Origin of the sequence: Lysinibacillus agricola (assembly GCF_016638705.1) — a bacterium.
In the GTDB taxonomy this organism is placed as follows: Bacteria; Bacillota; Bacilli; order Bacillales_A; family Planococcaceae; genus Lysinibacillus; species Lysinibacillus agricola.
The window spans coordinates 1995482-2014285 of the sequence record NZ_CP067341.1 but is presented as its reverse complement, the minus strand read 5'-3'; the positions used below and the strand labels follow the sequence as shown (position 1 = coordinate 2014285).

The 18804-nt window shown below is 36.3% G+C and carries 22 protein-coding genes and 1 riboswitch; of the genes, 10 read left to right on the top strand and 12 right to left on the bottom strand.

All coding sequences use genetic code 11. From position 1 onward, the window contains the following. Positions 1-272 precede the first annotated feature (272 nt). Positions 273-491: a hypothetical protein gene (locus FJQ98_RS09575; RefSeq protein ID WP_053593789.1), complete on the top strand. Its 219-nt coding sequence runs from the start codon at positions 273-275 to the stop codon at positions 489-491. A 103-nt stretch (positions 492-594) separates the two neighbouring features. Here FJQ98_RS09575 and FJQ98_RS09570 read toward each other — a convergent pair whose 3' ends face one another. Beyond that, entirely contained in the window at positions 595-2274 is a 1680-nt protein-coding gene (locus tag FJQ98_RS09570) for a formate--tetrahydrofolate ligase (RefSeq protein ID WP_053593669.1), read from the bottom strand. A 213-nt stretch (positions 2275-2487) separates the two neighbouring features. On the opposite strand from FJQ98_RS09570, the gene FJQ98_RS09565 reads away from it, so the two are divergent. Then, positions 2488-2688 (top strand): cold-shock protein, encoded by a 201-nt coding sequence (locus FJQ98_RS09565; RefSeq protein ID WP_053593670.1) that lies wholly within the window; start codon positions 2488-2490, stop codon positions 2686-2688. A gap of 76 nt (positions 2689-2764) precedes the next feature. Here FJQ98_RS09565 and FJQ98_RS09560 read toward each other — a convergent pair whose 3' ends face one another. Next, complete coding sequence (locus FJQ98_RS09560; RefSeq protein ID WP_053593671.1) at positions 2765-3550, bottom strand: VOC family protein; 786 nt, start codon at positions 3548-3550, stop codon at positions 2765-2767. Between the two features lie 227 nt (positions 3551-3777). On the opposite strand from FJQ98_RS09560, the gene FJQ98_RS09555 reads away from it, so the two are divergent. Then, positions 3778-4266, top strand: a complete 489-nt coding sequence (locus FJQ98_RS09555; protein WP_053593672.1) for a flavin reductase family protein — start codon at positions 3778-3780, stop codon at positions 4264-4266. A 384-nt stretch (positions 4267-4650) separates the two neighbouring features. Here the strand turns inward: FJQ98_RS09555 and FJQ98_RS09550 are convergent, their stop codons facing one another. The 4 genes from FJQ98_RS09550 to FJQ98_RS09535 form a co-directional block, all read right to left on the bottom strand. Then, positions 4651-4806, bottom strand: a complete 156-nt coding sequence (locus tag FJQ98_RS09550) for a YezD family protein (RefSeq protein ID WP_075807201.1) — start codon at positions 4804-4806, stop codon at positions 4651-4653. Between the two features lie 69 nt (positions 4807-4875). Next, a riboswitch (SAM riboswitch) is annotated at positions 4876-4970 on the bottom strand. A 400-nt stretch (positions 4971-5370) separates the two neighbouring features. Next, a complete protein-coding gene (locus tag FJQ98_RS09545; protein WP_053593673.1) occupies positions 5371-5964 on the bottom strand; it encodes a TetR/AcrR family transcriptional regulator in 594 nt (197 codons plus the stop codon). Between the two features lie 109 nt (positions 5965-6073). Then, positions 6074-6748 (bottom strand): phosphopantothenoylcysteine decarboxylase domain-containing protein, encoded by a 675-nt coding sequence (locus FJQ98_RS09540; RefSeq protein ID WP_053593674.1) that lies wholly within the window; start codon positions 6746-6748, stop codon positions 6074-6076. Positions 6749-6862: 114 nt separating this feature from the next. Further along, positions 6863-7738, bottom strand: a complete 876-nt coding sequence (locus FJQ98_RS09535) for a LysR family transcriptional regulator (protein ID WP_053593675.1) — start codon at positions 7736-7738, stop codon at positions 6863-6865. A 134-nt stretch (positions 7739-7872) separates the two neighbouring features. Here FJQ98_RS09535 and FJQ98_RS09530 point away from each other — a divergent pair, with 134 nt between their 5' ends. After that, positions 7873-8772, top strand: a complete 900-nt coding sequence (locus tag FJQ98_RS09530; RefSeq protein WP_053593676.1) for a DMT family transporter — start codon at positions 7873-7875, stop codon at positions 8770-8772. 141 nt (positions 8773-8913) lie between these two features. On the opposite strand, the gene FJQ98_RS09525 is transcribed toward FJQ98_RS09530, so the two are convergent. Next, complete coding sequence (locus FJQ98_RS09525) at positions 8914-9303, bottom strand: general stress protein (protein WP_053593677.1); 390 nt, start codon at positions 9301-9303, stop codon at positions 8914-8916. 225 nt (positions 9304-9528) lie between these two features. Then, positions 9529-9969, bottom strand: a complete 441-nt coding sequence (locus tag FJQ98_RS09520) for a Dps family protein (protein ID WP_053593678.1) — start codon at positions 9967-9969, stop codon at positions 9529-9531. A 145-nt stretch (positions 9970-10114) separates the two neighbouring features. Between FJQ98_RS09520 and FJQ98_RS09515 the strand changes: the two genes are divergently transcribed. Then, on the top strand, positions 10115-10366 hold the full coding sequence (locus FJQ98_RS09515; RefSeq protein WP_053593679.1) for a hypothetical protein: 252 nt from the start codon (positions 10115-10117) through the stop codon (positions 10364-10366). Positions 10367-10611: 245 nt separating this feature from the next. Here FJQ98_RS09515 and FJQ98_RS09510 read toward each other — a convergent pair whose 3' ends face one another. Beyond that, entirely contained in the window at positions 10612-11586 is a 975-nt protein-coding gene (locus tag FJQ98_RS09510) for an RpnC/YadD family protein (RefSeq protein WP_053593680.1), read from the bottom strand. Between the two features lie 165 nt (positions 11587-11751). On the opposite strand from FJQ98_RS09510, the gene pepF reads away from it, so the two are divergent. Both pepF and FJQ98_RS09500 read left to right on the top strand, forming a co-directional pair. Further along, positions 11752-13566 (top strand): oligoendopeptidase F, encoded by a 1815-nt coding sequence (gene pepF / locus FJQ98_RS09505; RefSeq protein ID WP_053593681.1) that lies wholly within the window; start codon positions 11752-11754, stop codon positions 13564-13566. A gap of 243 nt (positions 13567-13809) precedes the next feature. Then, positions 13810-14793 carry an SEC-C domain-containing protein gene (locus tag FJQ98_RS09500; protein ID WP_053593682.1) on the top strand — a complete coding sequence of 328 codons (984 nt, stop codon included), beginning with the start codon at positions 13810-13812 and terminating at the stop codon, positions 14791-14793. 343 nt (positions 14794-15136) lie between these two features. On the opposite strand, the gene FJQ98_RS09495 is transcribed toward FJQ98_RS09500, so the two are convergent. After that, entirely contained in the window at positions 15137-15328 is a 192-nt protein-coding gene (locus FJQ98_RS09495) for a zinc-finger domain-containing protein (RefSeq protein ID WP_053593683.1), read from the bottom strand. Between the two features lie 157 nt (positions 15329-15485). Here FJQ98_RS09495 and FJQ98_RS09490 point away from each other — a divergent pair, with 157 nt between their 5' ends. The 3 genes from FJQ98_RS09490 to FJQ98_RS09480 all read left to right on the top strand — a co-directional run bounded on the left by FJQ98_RS09490 (position 15486) and on the right by FJQ98_RS09480 (position 17100). Beyond that, complete coding sequence (locus FJQ98_RS09490) at positions 15486-15878, top strand: ribonuclease HI family protein (RefSeq protein ID WP_053593684.1); 393 nt, start codon at positions 15486-15488, stop codon at positions 15876-15878. A 159-nt stretch (positions 15879-16037) separates the two neighbouring features. Beyond that, positions 16038-16229, top strand: coding sequence for a hypothetical protein (locus FJQ98_RS09485; protein ID WP_201406684.1), 192 nt, complete (start codon positions 16038-16040; stop codon positions 16227-16229). 256 nt (positions 16230-16485) lie between these two features. Next, positions 16486-17100 carry a C40 family peptidase gene (locus FJQ98_RS09480; protein WP_053593685.1) on the top strand — a complete coding sequence of 205 codons (615 nt, stop codon included), beginning with the start codon at positions 16486-16488 and terminating at the stop codon, positions 17098-17100. Positions 17101-17153: 53 nt separating this feature from the next. Here the strand turns inward: FJQ98_RS09480 and FJQ98_RS09475 are convergent, their stop codons facing one another. Continuing rightward, positions 17154-18344: an MFS transporter gene (locus tag FJQ98_RS09475; RefSeq protein WP_053593790.1), complete on the bottom strand. Its 1191-nt coding sequence runs from the start codon at positions 18342-18344 to the stop codon at positions 17154-17156. Between the two features lie 5 nt (positions 18345-18349). Next, on the bottom strand, positions 18350-18748 hold the full coding sequence (locus tag FJQ98_RS09470; protein WP_201406683.1) for a MarR family winged helix-turn-helix transcriptional regulator: 399 nt from the start codon (positions 18746-18748) through the stop codon (positions 18350-18352). Between the last annotated feature and the right edge of the window lie 56 nt (positions 18749-18804).

Genomic DNA, 18804 nt, shown 5'->3' with positions numbered 1-18804 from the left:
ATTTTTAAAATAAATTTTATTTGACACTAGAATTCAAAGTGACAATCCGCTACCCTTTCCCAAAATCAGTATATTGATGTTCCTTCTCTTTCTTTATAAGAACATGAAAAAGACTCTAGCTATTAACCAGAGTCCTAACTATCACAATTTAGACTAACTAAGAGCCTGTAACACATTTTCATCCTTATGAATCGGTAGCATTCTACTATTCCACTAAATGACCATCATAATGAGACAAGACAGCTCATATCTTCTAGCATGAGAGGATGATCCTGTTGAAAAGCCTGTTTGAAAATGTAAACCTGTTAGAGAACGTATATCAAATATCTATAGCAGTTCTACTCTTATGCTCAGTTTTTTCTGTTAGACTTTTAAAAAAATTAAAGCGTGCAAGAAACCTTTCTTTTTTTGAATATACAATGTATATCATCATTCGAATTGCAATTTTTTTATGGTTAGCTAGTTTTCTCCTTATTGAATATGGGGCATAAATAGTTTGATCACTCTTTATTACTAAATTTAAAAAAGCTGCCCTTTATTTAAAGGAACAGCTTGTGTTGTATTTATTTTTTTTACGTATTCTTGTATTTCTTTTTAGAACAATCCTACCGCATGCCCTTCATTATCAACATCCATACGCAATGCAGCAGGTGCTTTTGGTAAACCTGGCATTGTCATAATATCCCCAGTTAAGCAAACTAGGAAGCCTGCACCAAGCTTTGGAATAACCTCACGAATTGTTACCGTGAAGCCTTCTGGACGACCGAGTAAACTTGGTTGGTCGGATAAAGAATACTGCGTTTTCGCCATACAAATCGGCAGAGAATCCCAACCGAATTTTTCGATTTGGGTGATTTGCTTTTTCGCTTGGTCGGTAAATTGCACATCTTTCCCACCATATACTTTTTGCACGATTGTACGTACTTTTTCCTCAATAGATTCTGAAACATCATATAAAGGTGAGAAATTGTTTTCTTCCTCAAGTACAGCTAACACTTGTTCTGCTAGGGCTAGACCACCTTTACCGCCCTCTTCCCAAACGTTTGTACGTGCAATGCGTACATGCTTCTCTTGACACCAGTTTAATACTGCTGCAAGCTCAGCCTCTGTATCTGTAATAAAGCGATTTAACGCGATAATTGGTTCAACACCAAATGTACGAATTGTCTCCACATGCTTCTCTAGGTTTTCAATCCCTTGTAAAAGTGCTTCTACATTTTCGCCAACTAGTTCTGTTTTCGCTACACCGCCATGCATTTTTAATGCACGAATCGTTGCTACGATAACAACTGCACTTGGCTTAAAGCCTCCTTTACGCGCTTTAATGTTCATGAATTTTTCAGCACCTAAATCTGAACCAAAGCCCGCTTCCGTTACAACAATATCAGCTAATTTACGTGCAGTTTGTGTCGCCATTATCGAGTTACAACCATGTGCGATGTTGGCAAATGGTCCACCGTGAATAATGGCAGGTGTCCCTTCAAGCGTTTGAACTAAGTTTGGTTTAAAAGCATCTTTTAATAATAATGTTAAGGAACCTTCCACTTGAAGATCACGTACGAATACGGGCTCACGATCAAATGTATAACCGATCACGATGCTTGCTAAACGTTCACGTAAATCTTCAATGCTTGTAGCTAAACAGAAGACTGCCATTATTTCTGATGCAACGGTAATGTCGAAGCCGTCCTCACGTGGCATCCCTTGTACAGGACCACCGAGACCCACAACTACTTTACGAAGGGCACGGTCATTTAAATCCATTACACGCTTCCAAATAATACGACGAGGGTCAATGTTTAATGCATTTCCTTGGTGGATATGATTATCAATAAATGCTGATAATGCATTATTCGCTGTCGTAATCGCGTGCAGGTCGCCTGTGAAATGCAAATTAATATCTTCCATCGGTACAACCTGTGCATATCCACCACCTGTTGCGCCACCTTTTACACCCATTACAGGACCGAGTGATGGCTCACGTAAAGCAACAGCAACATTTTTATCCAATTGATGAAGTGCGTCAGCAAGTCCAACAGTTACAGTTGATTTCCCTTCACCTGCTGGAGTTGGACTAATGGCTGTTACTAATACAACCTTTGCGTCCTCACCCCGTGCTGTAATTTTTAATGGATCAATTTTTGCTTTGTAGCGACCATACTGTTCAAGTGCATCCTCTGGAATGCCTGCAGCTTTCGCTATTTCTGTAATAGGCTTCATAACCGCTTGACTAGCGATTTCTAGATCTGTTAAAGGTTGATTTTTCGTTGTCATTTGGCATCCTACTTTCTATGTTGTTCAATTCCATTATAGACTTTATTGTGAAATAAATCATAGTTAGTTATACAAGCATTTCGACAATCAATTGACAACTTTGCTCAATTCATGTATGTTCTAAGTGAAAATGCATTTTTTCTCATTTTCGCAGGTTATGTCACGACTTAATTGATTTAGTTCTACATTCAAGCGCATTGGAGGCGAATGCTTATGCAACAGGGAAGCGTAAAGTGGTTCAATAATGAAAAAGGTTACGGCTTTATTGAATGTGATGATGGAGAAGATGTATTTGTACATTTTACGGGCATCCAAGAGGAAGGCTTCCGTACACTTGAAGAAGGTCAAAAGGTATCATTTGATGTAGTGGAAGGTAATCGTGGACCACAGGCGTCAAATGTTGTTAAATTATAAACACAAAGGAGCTGTTCGTTGGATGAACGGCTCCTTTTTTCTAAATGCTCCTAATTTTCTTCTAAGCGCTATAGCTTCAACGATTGATCCAATAAAAAGCAGTTGGAAAAACTAGCGTTTCCTTCATTCTGTCAGTATCTTTAAGTGTCACCCCAAACGGCCCTTCATTTAAATGACCTAGCGTTAGAGCAGTTGCAGCAACTTCTTCATAAAAATCTAAACGAATATTTGGTAATTGCAAGGAAATAAACTGTGCATGTTGCTCAGGTTCTGGTAGTTGTAATACTTCCTGCCATAATTTAATAGTAGTTTGCACATCTTTTACATAAAATTGCACGGACTCCATCGTTATTGATTGTTTCATATCAATGGCGCCACTTGCCTTTAATTGTGCAACACGTTCCTCATCTGCATCAGCCCACTCGATCAAAAAGGGAAAATCAATTGCCTGGCCTGGTTTCCCAAAATGCAATAGCTTCCATTCTACCACGGAGCCATCTGGTCTTGTGCGACTACAAGCGTCAGGTCCATACACTTCAAAGCCAAGTGCACGCAAACGTCGTCCCTCTTCCTCAATATTTTTTGTACGTAATGCAATTCGTGAAAAACCATAGCGCTCGTTAGTACGCTTAAACGTATAATGTAGGGAATAAGGTAATTTCGCAGCATTTTCAAATAAATCACGATCATAGATTGCTATTTGCTCTATATAGTTTAATCCAAAGTAGCTTAACGAATTGTATGTCCCCCACATTGTGTGTTGACCACCGTTAACTGTATGGATATTGCGTTTGTTTAAGAAAACCTGTGTATTTTCTGGTGATTGAACTTGGTGAACTAGATGGTCAAAATATAATGTCATGACTAAACCCCCTCTTTTTTCACTCTATTATATACTTTACCTGTTAGTTTTATTGGTTTAAAATAAAATTAAGAATATTCCAATTATTAAGGAGTTACTATATTTTGTGATGACTATTTTTAGATGCACGCGACGAAATAACTACCGTGCAGATGGTTAATCAAAAAAGGTTTTTCATTTCCATAAATCAATGGTATATTCACATAAAATATCAAGAGGTGATTAGAATGACAGACAGAGTAGCAGCTTTTAAATTAGCATTAGGTAATTATCCAACAGGCGTTACGGTTGTCACAGCTTGTAATGATGCAGATGAACCTATTGGCATAACTGTCAATTCCTTTGCGTCAGTCTCCATAGATCCACTCCTTATTTTATGGTCGCTCGATAAAAAATCACAGCTGCATCCATATTTTACAGCAGCCGACAAGTTTGCTGTCAATATTTTAGCGAGCAATCAGGAGCATTTATGTACGCTATTTTCAAGTAAAATACCGGATCGTTTCGCTCAGGCAAAGTGGTCAACTTCCGTTCACGGTCTTCCGATTTTACACGATACAGTAGCCACTTTACAATGTAAAACATTTCAGCAAATCGATGCGGGAGATCATACGATACTTATTGGGCAGGTCATAGAAATTGATAATGCACAGAAGGAGCCCCTACTCTATCATCGTAGACATATTGGTGAAATCCCTAATAGTTTTTATGAATAAAACATCTTCAAGTAAGTAGAATACATGCAAAAACAGGATGATTCGTCGAAATCAATCCTGTTTTTTGTATCATATACAATTGCTGAATATTTAGCCATACTTGAATTTATGAATTAAAAGTAACTGTTTTTAAACTTTATTTAATTGATGGGGTAATGTTGAAAATATATGATACCTATTTTCAGTAGTTTTATTATTTCTCCCACGGAAGGTGATATGCTAATCATCAACCCTATTTTTCAGACTAACACCAAAACCACCCTACTACAATGAACAAGTAACCCGCTCCTTTAGCCAGCCGCTAAACAAAAAAGGCCACAAATAAACGAAGGAAATAATCCTGCTTGTGGTCCTCAAAGATCTGGTCAACTGTCATCATATTGTTTACTTTTTCTGTGGAAATCTCTGCTTTTCAAGTCTGTTAATTTGAACAATGACACCATCTTGAATCGTAATGTGTACTTCTCCAAATTCTAAATGTTGAATTGCCTTTGCAATTGCCTCTAGTTTTTTGTCATCTACCTTTGCCTGTTGAGTCATCCGATTCACCCCTTCTTTTTCATTCTTTTTTGTACAAAAGAGGCCAACGCATCAAATTGATTCATAGCCCCCTTATCTCTCAGATAGCTCTGTTGGATTTGGCGCCTACAATAATGATCACCGAGGCTTTATGGGTCAAGTCCCTCCACTTCTTTTGATAGGAATATTACGTTTCTTGGAAATAATTCTATAATTCTGAAAACCTATTGTCAATATAAATATTACAAAACCTAGCTGAATACTATGTAATTGAGTAAAAAGAAGTATTTTAATATCGATTTCGCCTCGGCGTAATTGCCGCTGTCGTTACAAAAAACATTTGCTGAATGAAAATAAAAATAAAGGGCTAACCATTGTTTAGTTAGCCCACATACAGAAATTATTTTATTCCATTACTTCATTTCTAATTCAAAAAGTGTAAAATTTATCCAAAAAAACTCACTACACTAATGTTACACTGACATTTTATTGCAAACATGTTTTTTAGAAATCCTTATGGAATTATCTTTACCTTGTTACATTTCTCAAAATCTATTCAATCAGACCTCTATTGTAGCTGCTTCTCTATATTTTCCCTTTTTGCTCTCTGAACACACTATCTACAGCTTCCTGCCATATCTCTTTATAATCTAATTCAATTCCAGTCAACATAAAATTGCCGATATTATCGTAGACCATCGCAAGCATATGAGCTTTTGCTTTAATATTTGAATCGCAAATTGCCTCAATTTGTACAGCGTATTTCAATAAATCATAAAAGCCGTCTAAAAAACATGCTTGGAGCTCTAAAAGCCTTTTCATATATTTTTCATCTCGGGAAGCTAACAGCATATATTGATTAAATATTTTATTAAAATGTATGTCTTTTTCCTGTTGCTCAATTGACATGTAGCCAATTTCCAATAGCTTTTGTATTAGATTGTCCTTCGAAATGTCTGTATAATTAAATGTAATTTCAAGTTTAATTTCTTTATAGATTTCTTCAAACAAATATTCAATTAGTTGATCTTTAGATTGAAAATAATAGTAGATAGCTGGTTTGGATATCCCTACCTCTTTAGCAATCATGGATAGACTTGTTTTATCAAATCCATTTTCAGAAAACATAACGTACGCAACTTCTAAAATTTTTTTAAATGTTTGTTCTGAATTACCCATATGACCCCTCCATTTTTTACCTAACGTTTAGTAAATAATAATCTAAATCATTACCTAAAACAATAATAAAACAAAAACTGTGCAGATCTTTGCCTACACAGTTTTCTCTTTAATCATTTTGTAAAAAATCCATTAATGCTTTCGCTGTTTTTTGCTTGCCCATAATCTTTATTGGTTCGCCTTCAGCCGGTACAATCCAGTGTGGCTCATCTCCTCCATATAAAGACTGTGAGCTATTAGCTACCATAAACTGAGCGTTGGCCGACTCCATCCGTAGACGTGCGCGGGACAGTAAAAAATCCTCATCATCTGTTGCCTCGAGTTTAAAGCCTACTAAAGTAACATTCGGCTGCCACTCTTTTATTTGACCTAATACTTTAGGCGCCTTTTTAAAGTGAATAATAGGTGGCTCATCAGATGGCATTTTACCTGCTTCCTCCATTAAATTCCCTGATTGGTCATATACTTTATCAATGAGCCAATCAGAACCAGCAGCAGCCATAATAACGATATCCACCTTTTCTTCCTGAACAGCATGTCGAACTTTCTCGCCTAAATCTTCTATACCTTCAAATCGAATGGTACGCATTTTATCTTTGTTTGTTGGCAGCTGCGCAAAATAACCATGCATATACAATACGTTTGCCCCAGCCGCTAGTGCCGCCTCAGCTAAATAACAGCCCATCGACCCTTTTGATAAATTCGTATGCCCACGCACACGATCCCATTTTTCAAGTGTTCCCCCACTTGTAATGAGTACGGTCTTACCTCGTAATGTCCCCATACACTCACCTTTTTCTAAAAAAATATACAAATACTATTTTAACGTAATGCTATGTTATGCATCAATGTTGTTTTTATAGGGTATATCGCGAACCACAAAGAGTTAGATTTAAAGTTATTTCATATTTTGTTCTTTTAACCAGGAACTTAATATCTCCGCAAATTTCTTTGTCACCGGTGATGCCTGGTGTTTCATAGCAATTCCAATTGTGCGATAGCCACCTTGTTTCAAAGGAATTGCCTTTAATGTAAGCGGCAAATTATTTATAACTAATTTCGGTAAAATACTAATTCCTAGCTGGTGAGAAATCATCGAAATGATCCCTACATCTTCTGATAGTTCAAAGCGAATATTTGGCTTTACATGATATTGCTCCAAAATTACATTTACATCATTTGTCCCTTTATGCGAATTCAAGATAAATGGCATATCTTCTAATTCAACAATATCAATTTCTGCTTTATCATAAAGCGGGCTTTTATCGGAGACAATACACAGCAATGGATCCTGCTGTAGTTCGGTAAACTGAAATTGCCCAGAATTTTGACCATTTAAAAATCCTGCATCCACCTCTCCACTCAGTAGCCATTGTTCAATTTCATAATAATCTCCCTCTCGCAATTCGACTTGTATACCAGGAAATTGATTGTCCATAATACGAACAATTTCCGGCATCCAGTTTGAGGAGATACTTGAAATTACGCCAATTCGCACTTTCCCACGAGTAACGCCAAGTATATGTGCTGCTTCCTGCTGTAATAGCTCCTCTGCGTCGAGGACATGTCTCATTGCTCTTAGCATTGTATCTCCTTCGCTAGTTAACGTGACACCCGCTCGACTTCTGTGAATGAGTGCAAAGCCGAACTCCTTTTCTAAGCTTGAGACAGCGTGACTTACAGCAGATTGGGTTAAACCTAAAGCCTCCGCTGCTCTTGTAAAGCTTGCTACCTCAGCCACTTTATTCAAAATCTCATATTTCACTAAACTCATTGTCTTTTTCCTCTAATACATGAATTTTTTTAATACTAATCATTATAAACATTCGTTTTACTAATCACAATACAAGATATATAGTAATTTTTAGTATGAAAACTGTTTTAGTACAGGGATGGTAGGTGAGCATAATGAGTATCCAAGGAAAAGCAAATTTATTGATGGTTATTGTGACAATGTTTTGGGGACTTTCTTATACCTTTATGGTAATGGGGCTTGAAACATTGGCCGTATATAATGTAGTGGCATTACGTTGTATCATCGCATTTTTCGCAGCAGGTATCATCTTTTACAAACGAATGATTAAGGTCGATACTAAAACATTAAAATATGCAGCTATTCAAGGGTTATTGTTATTCATTGTGTTCGCTCTCAGTTTATTCGGACTAGAAACAACTTCTGTATCAAATGCTGGATTTATTTTAAGTCTAACAGTTGTCTTAGTACCTATTTTCAGCAGTTTTATTGAAAAGAAATTACCTTCAAGAGCCGTTAGCTTTGCGATTGTTTGCACAATGCTTGGAATTACAGTTTTAACTACTCAAGGCTCATTGGCCTTTCAAAAAGGGGATATTTTAGTAGCCATCGCTGCACTATGTTATTCGATATACTTATTATTAAACAGTACATTTACACGAAGCGTTGAATCAATTTCCTATGGCATTTACCAGCTCGGTTTTGCTGGGCTTTATGCACTTGTATTAACATTAATTTTTGAAACACCAACTCTCCCAAATACAACGACTTCATGGATTGCCATTATAGGACTCGGTGTTATTTGTAGTGCATTTTGCTTCGTAGGTCAAACTGTTGCACAACAGTACACTTCTGCTACACATACAGGACTCATTTTTTCTTTAGAACCGATTTTTGCGGCGATGTTCGCCATGATGTTTATTGGTGAGGGAATAACGATAAAAATATTAATTGGAGGTAGCTTTATTCTAATCGGTAACCTTGTTGCTCAATTAGAGCACCTTCATGTATTACGCTTTATAAAAAAACACGAACATGAAAAAGCTATACATTAACTTTAATACCACCATAATTCAAATAAACAGAGTGATGCATGTGCATTCACTCTGTTTTATTTGTATAGATATCTTCGAATTTGTTCAGCTTCATTCATCCACTGCATTATTAATGTCACGGTTACACGTAGATTGAGCGGATCATGTTGATAAGCGATTATCTTCCGAAAGAGTTGATGTTGTCCTAGACTCAATTGAATCCTCACGCTCGGCAAATAATACGATAGCACCTTGTTCTACGTGGTGGGCATAGTACGCCGTTTGTCCCACAGTAAAATTGAATCTCTTTAATCCTTCTGTTACAGCCGATTCACCGGTAAACCATGATTTAAATTGATCCACCAAATTCCCTACCTCATGTGTTTTAACATCAGCATCCCATTTTACATCCTCAAATTGCCTTGGATCCTTTGCAATAATGTGGATAATGTCCTCTATTTGATATGCTTCTAATCGCATACTTTCTAAAATATGAAGCATTTCTTCCCTTGTATGGGCCACTTCAATTTGTGGGTTTTGTTCATTTATCATGTTCAATTCCTCCTAATTCGTATGGCTTACCAGATATTTACCCTACTTATTTAAGAAAAAACCCATTTTGTTCATTCTTTAACGAACTGTAATATTTGTTACATCGTTTTGATATATGTTCCCGTTTTGTAATATGGTATAGTACTTTTATAAAATGTCAAAAAATAGGCAATGGAAGCTTACTAAAAAGATCCGTATTGCCTATCTTATTTTTTATCTCGGTTATTAGTGCCCAAGGAAAGCCTTCAACATCCATGTATGCTTTTCAAGGGACTGGTACATAGCATTTAGTAAATCCTCTGTTCGATCGTCCCCTTCTTCAGCCGCAAGCTGCATTGTTGAATTTAAAGCTTTCATCAGCTTTTGGAAATCTGAAATGGTTGTAGCTACCATTTCCTCTGTCGTCTCATTCCCTGTCGCTTCCTCGACAAAGGATAGCTCGAGATGTTCTTTTAAAGTAGCCACTGGGTTTCCATCTTTCGAAAGAATACGCTCTGCAATTTCATCTAGATTTAATGTTGTTTCATTATATAGTTCTTCAAATTTTGCATGTAGTGTAAAGAAGGTATTTCCCGTCACATACCAATGATAATTGTGAAGCTTTGTATAAAGTACAGACCATGTAGCGACAAGTTTATTCAATTGTTTGTTTAAGTTTTGTGTCATCATTTCTCCTCCAATGTGCCAATTGTTCTAGCTATTAGTATGCGTTTCAAAGTATATAGGCTATACACACATTTTTCCCATTGACACAAACAAATTTTTTATGCCCATTTGCATGGACTTGGGATACAGATTAGGAGGAGTTTTAATGTCTAAAATTTTTCTTATTTTGCATCTTCCTACTTATTATTACTGGGTGTACATCAGAGGATTCTGTACACAACAAATGGCGCGTGAATTAACGAAAAAAGATAACAATAATGATCTATTCTTACTTGAGTGGGCTGTGGATGCAAAAGAATTTAAAGCAGTAAAGACTACAAAGTTTGGTAGTATATCGAAGGAGTATCAGAAAAACAAAGTGTTTGAAGTAGGTATGGCTTCTGTATTACCTAAATGAACAGAGTTATTTCGTTCTGTAGAAAATCCTGAATATGTTATTCGAATGTAGATGGTAATTATAGATTATACAAGTCGAGCCCTAAAGGTTAATTAGGGAAATAGTTAAATCAAACTGTTCTTAAACAAATTTACAACAAGAAATGGATTTCATCTTAAATTGGACACTAAAAATTTACAACAATCCTTATAAGAATTTGTTGAATTTCATAGTGTCCAAACATTTTATTTTTCTGCACAATTAGACTACTTAAGTTCCTTACGAATTTCCTTTACCTTTGCCACTGAAAGCTTTGCAACTTCAGCAATCCACTCATCCTCAGCACCATTTTTCATTAATCCGAAAATTATTTGCTTAATACCTTGTTCAATACCTTGTTCAATACCTTGTTCAATGCCCTGCTCAAATCCTTCCTGCCTTTCTAAATCCAAAACTCCTACTAGTGTCGGCGGTAAATCTTCTTTATATAAATGCAAAATTTCTTCCTCCCCTCTAATCTCATCTTTTATATCCTTTACAAGCTGCTCAGACATATCTCTTGGTAGTTTCAATAAATAATCAATAAAGTAAAGCAACGCACTCATTTCTGTTCGTTCAACATTATTTAATGACCACACTTCTCTTAACAGAGCTCTTTTGTATACACTACGAAAGCTCATTTTGTTTTTAGTCCGATTCATATAAATAGATGCTAGTATCGCTTTACTAAATAGTTTCGGTGATTTTGTCAATTCTTCTTTATCAAAATCTGAGACGACAAACTTATTAAAAGTATATGTTATTTCTGTACCAAAATATTTATCATGATATTGATTCGTACTTTTGGTACTTGTATCTGTAAAAATAGCAATCGCCACAATCTTCTTACCATAACGATCACTGATACGATAGAAATACTCAAACATACGCTTCGCAAAATGCACTTCATCGACAGTTTGTATTTCCGTATGGACAAGGATCCATTGCTCTTTTCCACTTTTAAGATGAACCTTCGCTATTTGATCGGCTATTTTGCGTCCTTGACGATGCTCAATAATTTCTTTGAAAAGCTCCTGTTGTAAAAACTCCACTTGTTTTGAAAAATCTACTTCTGCGTGTAACTCTGGTAAAAAGAACAACAAAAAATCTTCAAACAAATCCGCAATTATCTTTTTCCATAAACTATCCTGATTCACTTGTCTAAAATTATATACGTCCGGTTTCTCCCAAACTAACTGCATTTTTCACCCCCCTTTATCTTTAAATCCATTATAACTAATGAGAACGTAAGTTTCTACATTCTTATGTATTTTTTGAGAATATTAGGACTATTCTCTATTATTATTTCACTTTCCGAAATAGTTTCGTTATAATGGAGTCACTCACACTAAAAGGGGTGTTAATTGATGGGGATTTTACCATTACGAAAAGATGTACCAGTAGAAGAAACGTGGGATTTAAAGGATTTACTTGAAAACGATGCAGATTTTGAGCCGGCTTTAGCTCAGCTTGTAGAGGAAGCACTAAACTTTGAACGCAAATATCAAGGTACAATTACGGATGCACAAAAGGTGATTGATGTTTTAACAGCTTTTGAAGCATTACAAAAAAGCATTGTTCCTATTGGCACTTATGCCAGCTTAAATATTCAAGCAGATCGTACAGATGACGTAGCTCAAATGCGTTCTGCAAAATACAGTACAGCAGTCGGAAAAATTAGTAGTGCACTATCTTTTGTACGCAGTGAATTACTAGCCCTAGATGAGACAATTTTACAAGAAGCTGCGAAGTTGAGCCCTATTTACAAGGTTTACTTAGAGGAATTGTTAAAGCAAAAGCCTCATCAGCTACATCCAGAAGTGGAAAAAGCATTAGCTGCATTTAGCTCAACTTTTAAGGCGCCTTATGAAACGTATAATACGACAAAGCTAGTTGATATGCATTTTGGCCAGTTTGAGGCAAACGGTGAAAAGTATCCACTGAGCTTTGTATTATACGAAAATAACTGGGAGTTTGAGGCTGATACAAATGTACGCCGTGCTGCATTTGAAGCATTTTCTAGTAAGTTACGCGATTATCAGCACACAACTGCAAAAATTTATAACACGCATATTCAACAGGAAAAAACAATGGCTGATTTACGTGGCTTCGACTCTATCATTGATTATTTACTGTTTGATCAGGATGTTGATCGTACGCTTTATAATCGTCAAATAGATCTTATTACAAAAGAGCTTGCGCCTCATATGCGCCGTTACGCAAAGCTGATTCAACAAGCGAATGGCATCGAGAAAATGACATTTGCTGACTTAAAAATAGCACTTGATCCAGATTACGATCCGAAATTAACAATGGCTGAAGCAAAGGGGTATGTTGAAAAAGCATTAGCAGTTATGGGCGAGGATTACAAGAACTTGATTGAAAAGGCGTTTAACGAGCGCTGGATTGATTATTCACTAAACAATGGAAAATCCACGGGTGCATTTTGTTCAAGTCCATATGGTAGTCATCCGTATATTTTAATGTCTTGGAATGAGCGTATGAATGAGGTATTCACTCTTATCCATGAGCTAGGACATGCAGGTCATTTTGCGAATGCACATGCTCATCAATCTTATTTTAACAGCCGTCCTTCGTTATACTTTATCGAGGCACCATCAACAATGAATGAAATGCTACTAGCGAATTATTTACTAACCCATAACGATGATCTTCGTTTCAAACGCTGGGTTATTTCTAATATTGTGTCTAAAACGTATTATCATAACTTCGTCACGCACTTACTAGAGGCAGCATATCAACGAAAAGTATATGAATTAATTGACGCTGGTGAAGCTGTTAATGCCACGGTTTTAAATCAATTAAAACGTTCTGTCCTTGAAGATTTCTGGGGCGATACTGTCGATATTTCCGAAGGCGCAGAGCTTACTTGGATGCGTCAGCCACACTATTATATGGGCTTATATCCTTACACATATAGTGCAGGCTTAACGATTTCTACACAAGTATCTCAGCGTATATTAAAGGAAGGCAGTGCAGCTGTTGATGAATGGTTAGCTGTCCTTCAAGCTGGTGGCACGAAATCACCTGTAGAGCTAGCTCAAATGGCAGGTGTAGATATTACAACAGAGCAGCCGCTTCGAGATACGATTTCTTATATTGGTCACCTCATTGATGAACTTGAACAATTAACAATGGAAATGGAAGCTATAAAAGGCTAATCAAAGTCTGCTTCAATAAACAAAAACCATCCAATGCTATCATAGGCGTAGATGGTTTTTCTTTTTTTAGTTCTAAGCAAGAAAATTCGTACATATACTAGAATCAGGGCGTCCCTCTACACTTTTTTGATATTTCTAAATAGACAATCATTTTTCTTCATACAAATGTACCGTTATTATTAAGAGTACGCAATTTATTTAGCAAAATTCGACTAACAATTTTCAAAGGAAGTGTTTCTAATTATGGTAAAACGTAATGATCCATGCCCATGCGGTAGCGGCAAAAAATATAAAAAATGTTGTGAAGGTAAACAGCAGGTTACAGTTGAAGCTGTAGCAATCGAAGAATTAGAGCGTGTATTACAAACATTTTACTTAGAATATCCTGAACGCAAAGATGTTCGTGCATATATCGAGCATGTAGGCACATGGCAGCCTAAATTAGAGAGCGTACTACAAAGAGAGCTAATTGAGGCAATCGCGTTAGACGACTTCTTCTTCCATCAAGATCCATCTATTTGGAAATGTTACTTAAAGAAAACGAAGAAAAAAGCGGTAAGACCTTCTACCTTAAAAGTGCTAGAAGGCTGGTCACAACCTAATTTATTTATTGGTTCGGTGTCAGTTGTAGAAGAAAAATATTTCAAGGCTATACATGTGTTAACAAATGAAGAAATTTATATTCGTCGCGAAAATGACAAGCCAATTCCTGAAGGTATGCATGTTTTTGCATTCATCTTACCAGATGGTACAAAAAAATCAGAGCATTATTTAGCTGTTTCAACGCTTATCTTCTTCCCTGAAGACCATGCAAAGGTATTTGAGCAATTGAAGAAAAATTTTGAGGCGTCAGAGAAGAAGGTTGGAGCATTCTTAAAAGAAGAGCATTTATCCTTCTGGGAGTTACTTGTTTCAAATGGTTATAAAGGCGAAGAATTCACTAACTTTGAGAGCAATGTACTAACACAAGTTAAAGATTTCCTTGAGCAAAATGATCGTGAAACAGCTCCTATGTTAGAGATTTTAGAGGACTATTTAATTGAAGGACAACCATCTGCACGTAAAGAGGCTGCTATTGCTGCTGGCGCGATTCGATATGGTCAGGAAAAAGAGCTATTCGAGTCGCTATCATTGACAGTAAAAGAAATTGCGGCGACGTTCGATATTTCAGCTTCCTCTCTCACAAAATATTATCAAGACTTAAGTAACTATGCTGCAACTAAATAATGCTTAAAATAGAATTACGCCGCACGCTTTAAGTCTTAGAGTGTGCGGCATATTTTAGTCTACATAGAAAAAAGCTACTTTTGCTATCGGCAGAGCCAACAACAAGGTAGCTTTTTTTCTATGGTAACCAACCAATTCTATTATTTCCGAACATATTGTTATTTATGCATTGAATTTAGTAAATATGTTTCTTTTTGGAACAAAAATGAAACTTTTAGCACTAAGCTGTATTTTATTATAGCATTGTCCATTTAGTACTTATGATTGTCTTAATTGATACGTTTTATGTGTAAGTCCCAATGACCATTTATATGGTATCTTTTGCCGTATCCTTTTACAAAAATTATTTACTATATACCTTCAAGAGTTCTTCTCCAAGAAACTGTAGTCGCTCCCCTACTGTGCAGGCTTCAATACAAAAACGATGAGCTCCAGGTTTACCACGCTCTTTTCGTAATTGCTTTATCACTAAGCAATCAGCGCAATACATATCATGCAGTTCATCAATATCTTTCATAACCGTCACTTTATCCAATTTGAACTCTCGCTCCTTTCACGTCCAAATTTCGCTTCTTACTATTATGAAGTGAACATTTTGAACAAGCAACTATTTTGTTTATCCATATTTAACAACAACTAAGATATATTGATGTACAATTAATGTAAAATCTAAATCAAAAAGTGGGGATTTTATGTTAGAAGTAAATATAGATGCTGCTAGTGCAGGAAATCCTGGTCCCAGTGGTATTGGAATATTTATTAAAGGAGAAGGCCATCATATACAAATCAGCGAGTATATAGGGCAAGCCAATAACCATATTGCCGAGTTTACTGCCTTAGTACGTGGCCTTGAAGAAGCACAAAAGCTTGGTTCAAACCTCGTCTCAGTGCGCTCTGATTCAAAAATTGTTGTAGCCTCTATGGAAAAAGAATATGTGAAAAATGAGGAATTTAAACCTTATCTTGAGCAGGCACTTACACTTGCAGGTAGCTTCGATTTATTTTTCATCAAATGGGTTCCAGATGCGCAAAATAAAGCTGCAGATGCACTTGCACGTAAAGCGATTCAAAAAGAAAAAAATTAAACCACCTTATGGGGACTGTCCCTTGCCTTAAAACAAGAGTTAGTCTCCTTCTCTTCATCCGCCCCCACTTTATTCAGATACTTAATATCCCCCAATATTTTATTTTTATCATCTCCGTTTTCTTACATAAACAAGTAATTGAAATGATGTAGACAACCAATGAAAGAAATAATGTGGGCTCATCACCATAACGAGGGATTGATTTCCTTGACTTCCAATGAGCCGCTTAGAGCAACAAATGGTTTCTGTGCGAAAGCGAAGCGACAGCAACAAATGGTTTCTGTGCGAAAGCGAAGCGACAGCAACAAATGGTTTCTATATGATGCTTTTATCTACTGCAATCACTCCTAGGTCTTGTCTGTGACGCTGTGATTTCTAAGGGGTCGCACGTTCTCCGTTCCAATCAACTTAGATATATGGCATACGTTTTAACAAAAGTCACCCCACCTTTTGGTGATGAGCTATAAAATGTAGTAATTTTCTAATTATTATAAGTATTATTTGTATCCTTAATGTTATTTTGTTGACATATAACTGTAATATTACAATGTTAATATCATTTATATATTAAGTTATAAGTTTTAACGCTTTTAGGAGGATACATATTATGAAAAAGAATAAAAAGTATAGATGGGGATTGAAATTAGCTACATTGGCATTAAGTTCTTCTGTACTTTTTTCAACGATTGACACAGCATCAGCAGCAACTTACACAGTAAAATCTGGTGATTCTTTATGGAAAATTGCCAATCAGCACGGTGTTTCTTATCAAACATTGATGACAATGAATAACTTATCTTCTACAACAATTCGCGTCGGACAAAAGTTAAACCTCAATACCTCGGTAGCTTCTGCACCTAAACCAACAACTAACCTAGTACAAATTGCTAAACAACAATTAGGTGTAAAATACACATTTGGTGGAAGTAAACCGAGCACAGGTTTTGATTGCTCTGGCTATATCACTTACGTTTTTAATAATGCTGGTATTCCGACAGCTCGTACGTCAGCAGCAGGTTTTTACAATACAGCTAAAAAAGTAAGTACACCTCAAGTAGGTGATTTAGTATTTTTTGCTAATACATATAAAGCTGGTATCTCACATGTAGGCATTTACATTGGAAATAATCAAATGATTAATGCAAGTGACAGTGGCGTTAATATTGCTAACATCAATAGCTCTTATTGGAAAAAGCACTTTGTTGGATATGGTCGTTTATAGTAAAGAAAAAAACAGTTGGGGCGTCCCAACTGTTTTTTCTATATGCTGTAAACTTATACATGTGCTACTTTTTTGGATTTTATTTTTGCTAAACGTACTAAATAAATGATAAAGACAAAGACCAGTAGCCCTGCACCAGTTAGATAAACAGAAGCATAGCCCGCTTGCACTGCCACTATCCCTAAAATATAAGAACCGAGGGCAATCCCGAGATCAAACATCGTAAAGTACGTTGCAGTTGCATAACCACTGCGCGTATGTGCCGTAGATTGTACAGCCAATGCCTGTAAGCTTGTTGTCACTGCCCCGTAGCCAAATCCAATAAAAACGGCTGCAAATAAAAATAATGCCGGTCCTGCGACAAATGCGAGCATAACAAGCCCGATTGCAAAGAATATAATACCAGGAATAATAACAAATTGCGGCCCTTTTGTATCATAAAGCTTTCCTGTATAAGGGCGTGTAATAAGCATAGCAGCTGCAAAAACTGCATAAAAAAGACTTGCTACAGACATTAGATCTTTTTGCTGTGCGTACACTGATAAAAACGATAAAACACTTGCATATGAGAAAGCTACTAAACTAGCAATAGCCGCTACTGGGAGTGCTTTACGTTCGAATAAATCATCAAATTTAAATGTCAATTTACCTTGATGTGCAGGCTTGGGTAAATCATCTGTATTCAGAGTTACAGCTAGGATACCCCCTGCTAATATACAAATACTCATAACAATAAAAAGTACATTGAAGCTACTATATTGAATAAGCAGTAAACCGATAAATGGCCCAATTACTACTGCTAAGTTAGTAGACATCGTGAAATAGCCTAGACCTGCACCTTTACGATTTGCTGGCACAATATCCGCAGCTAAAGACCCAGCTGCTGTTGTAATAATACTAAAGAAGATACCTTGAATAAAACGTAATCCTAGTAAAAGTCCAAAAGGATGAATGAATAAATATAAAACCGTACATAAAAAATAGCCGGCAATCGAAATAACTAAAAGCTTTTTCTTCCCAAAGACATCTAATAGTTTACCTGAAAAGGGACGAACGATAATGGCTGATAATAAAAACCCCGACAGTAACAATCCCGCTTCCTTGTCTGTCTGGTGCAGCTCACCAATCGCATAAAGCGGCAAAGTCGTGACCAATCCATAGAAAACAAAAAATACCGAGATATTTGTTAAAAAGAGACTAATAAACCGCTTCGTCCAGATTTTTGTGTTCCCCTCTTGCTGCATGTCAATCAACCTTTCATTTTTTCCAATAAAATTATAAATTGCTGTTGCTCTTCAACAGTAAGTGATCCTACCATTTCTTCCTCAAAAGCTAAAATAGTTTCAGTAATAGCAGGTAATCGTTCCTCTGCATATGGTGATAAGGTAACAATTTTTTTCCGTTTATCTTCACCATCTATTCTTTCCACCCATCCTAAAGTTTCGAGTCGCGTAATTGCTCTTGTTACACTTGGTGCCTCAACATTTAAATACTTCCAGATTTGTGTTAATGTCATTGGCCCGTGCTTATGTAAGCAATATAAAATAGCCCATTGTGAGCTATACAAATTATGCTGTTTCAGTACTTCATTTAAACAATTCGTTAAATAACGACTTTTTTGGAATAAAGCATGAAATATAGGATTCATTTTATCGACTCTCCTGAATTTATTTACCTAGCTAAATAAATACTATACGCTTCATT

Bases quoted from the DNA above. Each gene is read 5' to 3' on its own strand.
- FJQ98_RS09570 (WP_053593669.1), bottom strand. From the start codon at position 2,274: ATGACAACGAAAAATCAACCTTTAACAGATCTAGAAATCGCTAGTCAA.
- FJQ98_RS09565 (WP_053593670.1), top strand. From the start codon at position 2,488: ATGCAACAGGGAAGCGTAAAGTGGTTCAATAATGAAAAAGGTTACGGC.
- FJQ98_RS09560 (WP_053593671.1), bottom strand. From the start codon at position 3,550: ATGACATTATATTTTGACCATCTAGTTCACCAAGTTCAATCACCAGAA.
- FJQ98_RS09555 (WP_053593672.1), top strand. From the start codon at position 3,778: ATGACAGACAGAGTAGCAGCTTTTAAATTAGCATTAGGTAATTATCCA.
- FJQ98_RS09550 (WP_075807201.1), bottom strand. From the start codon at position 4,806: ATGACTCAACAGGCAAAGGTAGATGACAAAAAACTAGAGGCAATTGCA.
- FJQ98_RS09545 (WP_053593673.1), bottom strand. From the start codon at position 5,964: ATGGGTAATTCAGAACAAACATTTAAAAAAATTTTAGAAGTTGCGTAC.
- FJQ98_RS09540 (WP_053593674.1), bottom strand. From the start codon at position 6,748: ATGGGGACATTACGAGGTAAGACCGTACTCATTACAAGTGGGGGAACA.
- FJQ98_RS09535 (WP_053593675.1), bottom strand. From the start codon at position 7,738: ATGAGTTTAGTGAAATATGAGATTTTGAATAAAGTGGCTGAGGTAGCA.
- FJQ98_RS09530 (WP_053593676.1), top strand. From the start codon at position 7,873: ATGAGTATCCAAGGAAAAGCAAATTTATTGATGGTTATTGTGACAATG.
- FJQ98_RS09525 (WP_053593677.1), bottom strand. From the start codon at position 9,303: ATGATAAATGAACAAAACCCACAAATTGAAGTGGCCCATACAAGGGAA.
- FJQ98_RS09520 (WP_053593678.1), bottom strand. From the start codon at position 9,969: ATGACACAAAACTTAAACAAACAATTGAATAAACTTGTCGCTACATGG.
- FJQ98_RS09515 (WP_053593679.1), top strand. From the start codon at position 10,115: ATGTCTAAAATTTTTCTTATTTTGCATCTTCCTACTTATTATTACTGG.
- FJQ98_RS09510 (WP_053593680.1), bottom strand. From the start codon at position 11,586: ATGCAGTTAGTTTGGGAGAAACCGGACGTATATAATTTTAGACAAGTG.
- pepF (WP_053593681.1), top strand. From the start codon at position 11,752: ATGGGGATTTTACCATTACGAAAAGATGTACCAGTAGAAGAAACGTGG.
- FJQ98_RS09500 (WP_053593682.1), top strand. From the start codon at position 13,810: ATGGTAAAACGTAATGATCCATGCCCATGCGGTAGCGGCAAAAAATAT.
- FJQ98_RS09490 (WP_053593684.1), top strand. From the start codon at position 15,486: ATGTTAGAAGTAAATATAGATGCTGCTAGTGCAGGAAATCCTGGTCCC.
- FJQ98_RS09485 (WP_201406684.1), top strand. From the start codon at position 16,038: ATGAAAGAAATAATGTGGGCTCATCACCATAACGAGGGATTGATTTCC.
- FJQ98_RS09480 (WP_053593685.1), top strand. From the start codon at position 16,486: ATGAAAAAGAATAAAAAGTATAGATGGGGATTGAAATTAGCTACATTG.
- FJQ98_RS09475 (WP_053593790.1), bottom strand. From the start codon at position 18,344: ATGCAGCAAGAGGGGAACACAAAAATCTGGACGAAGCGGTTTATTAGT.
- FJQ98_RS09470 (WP_201406683.1), bottom strand. From the start codon at position 18,748: ATGAATCCTATATTTCATGCTTTATTCCAAAAAAGTCGTTATTTAACG.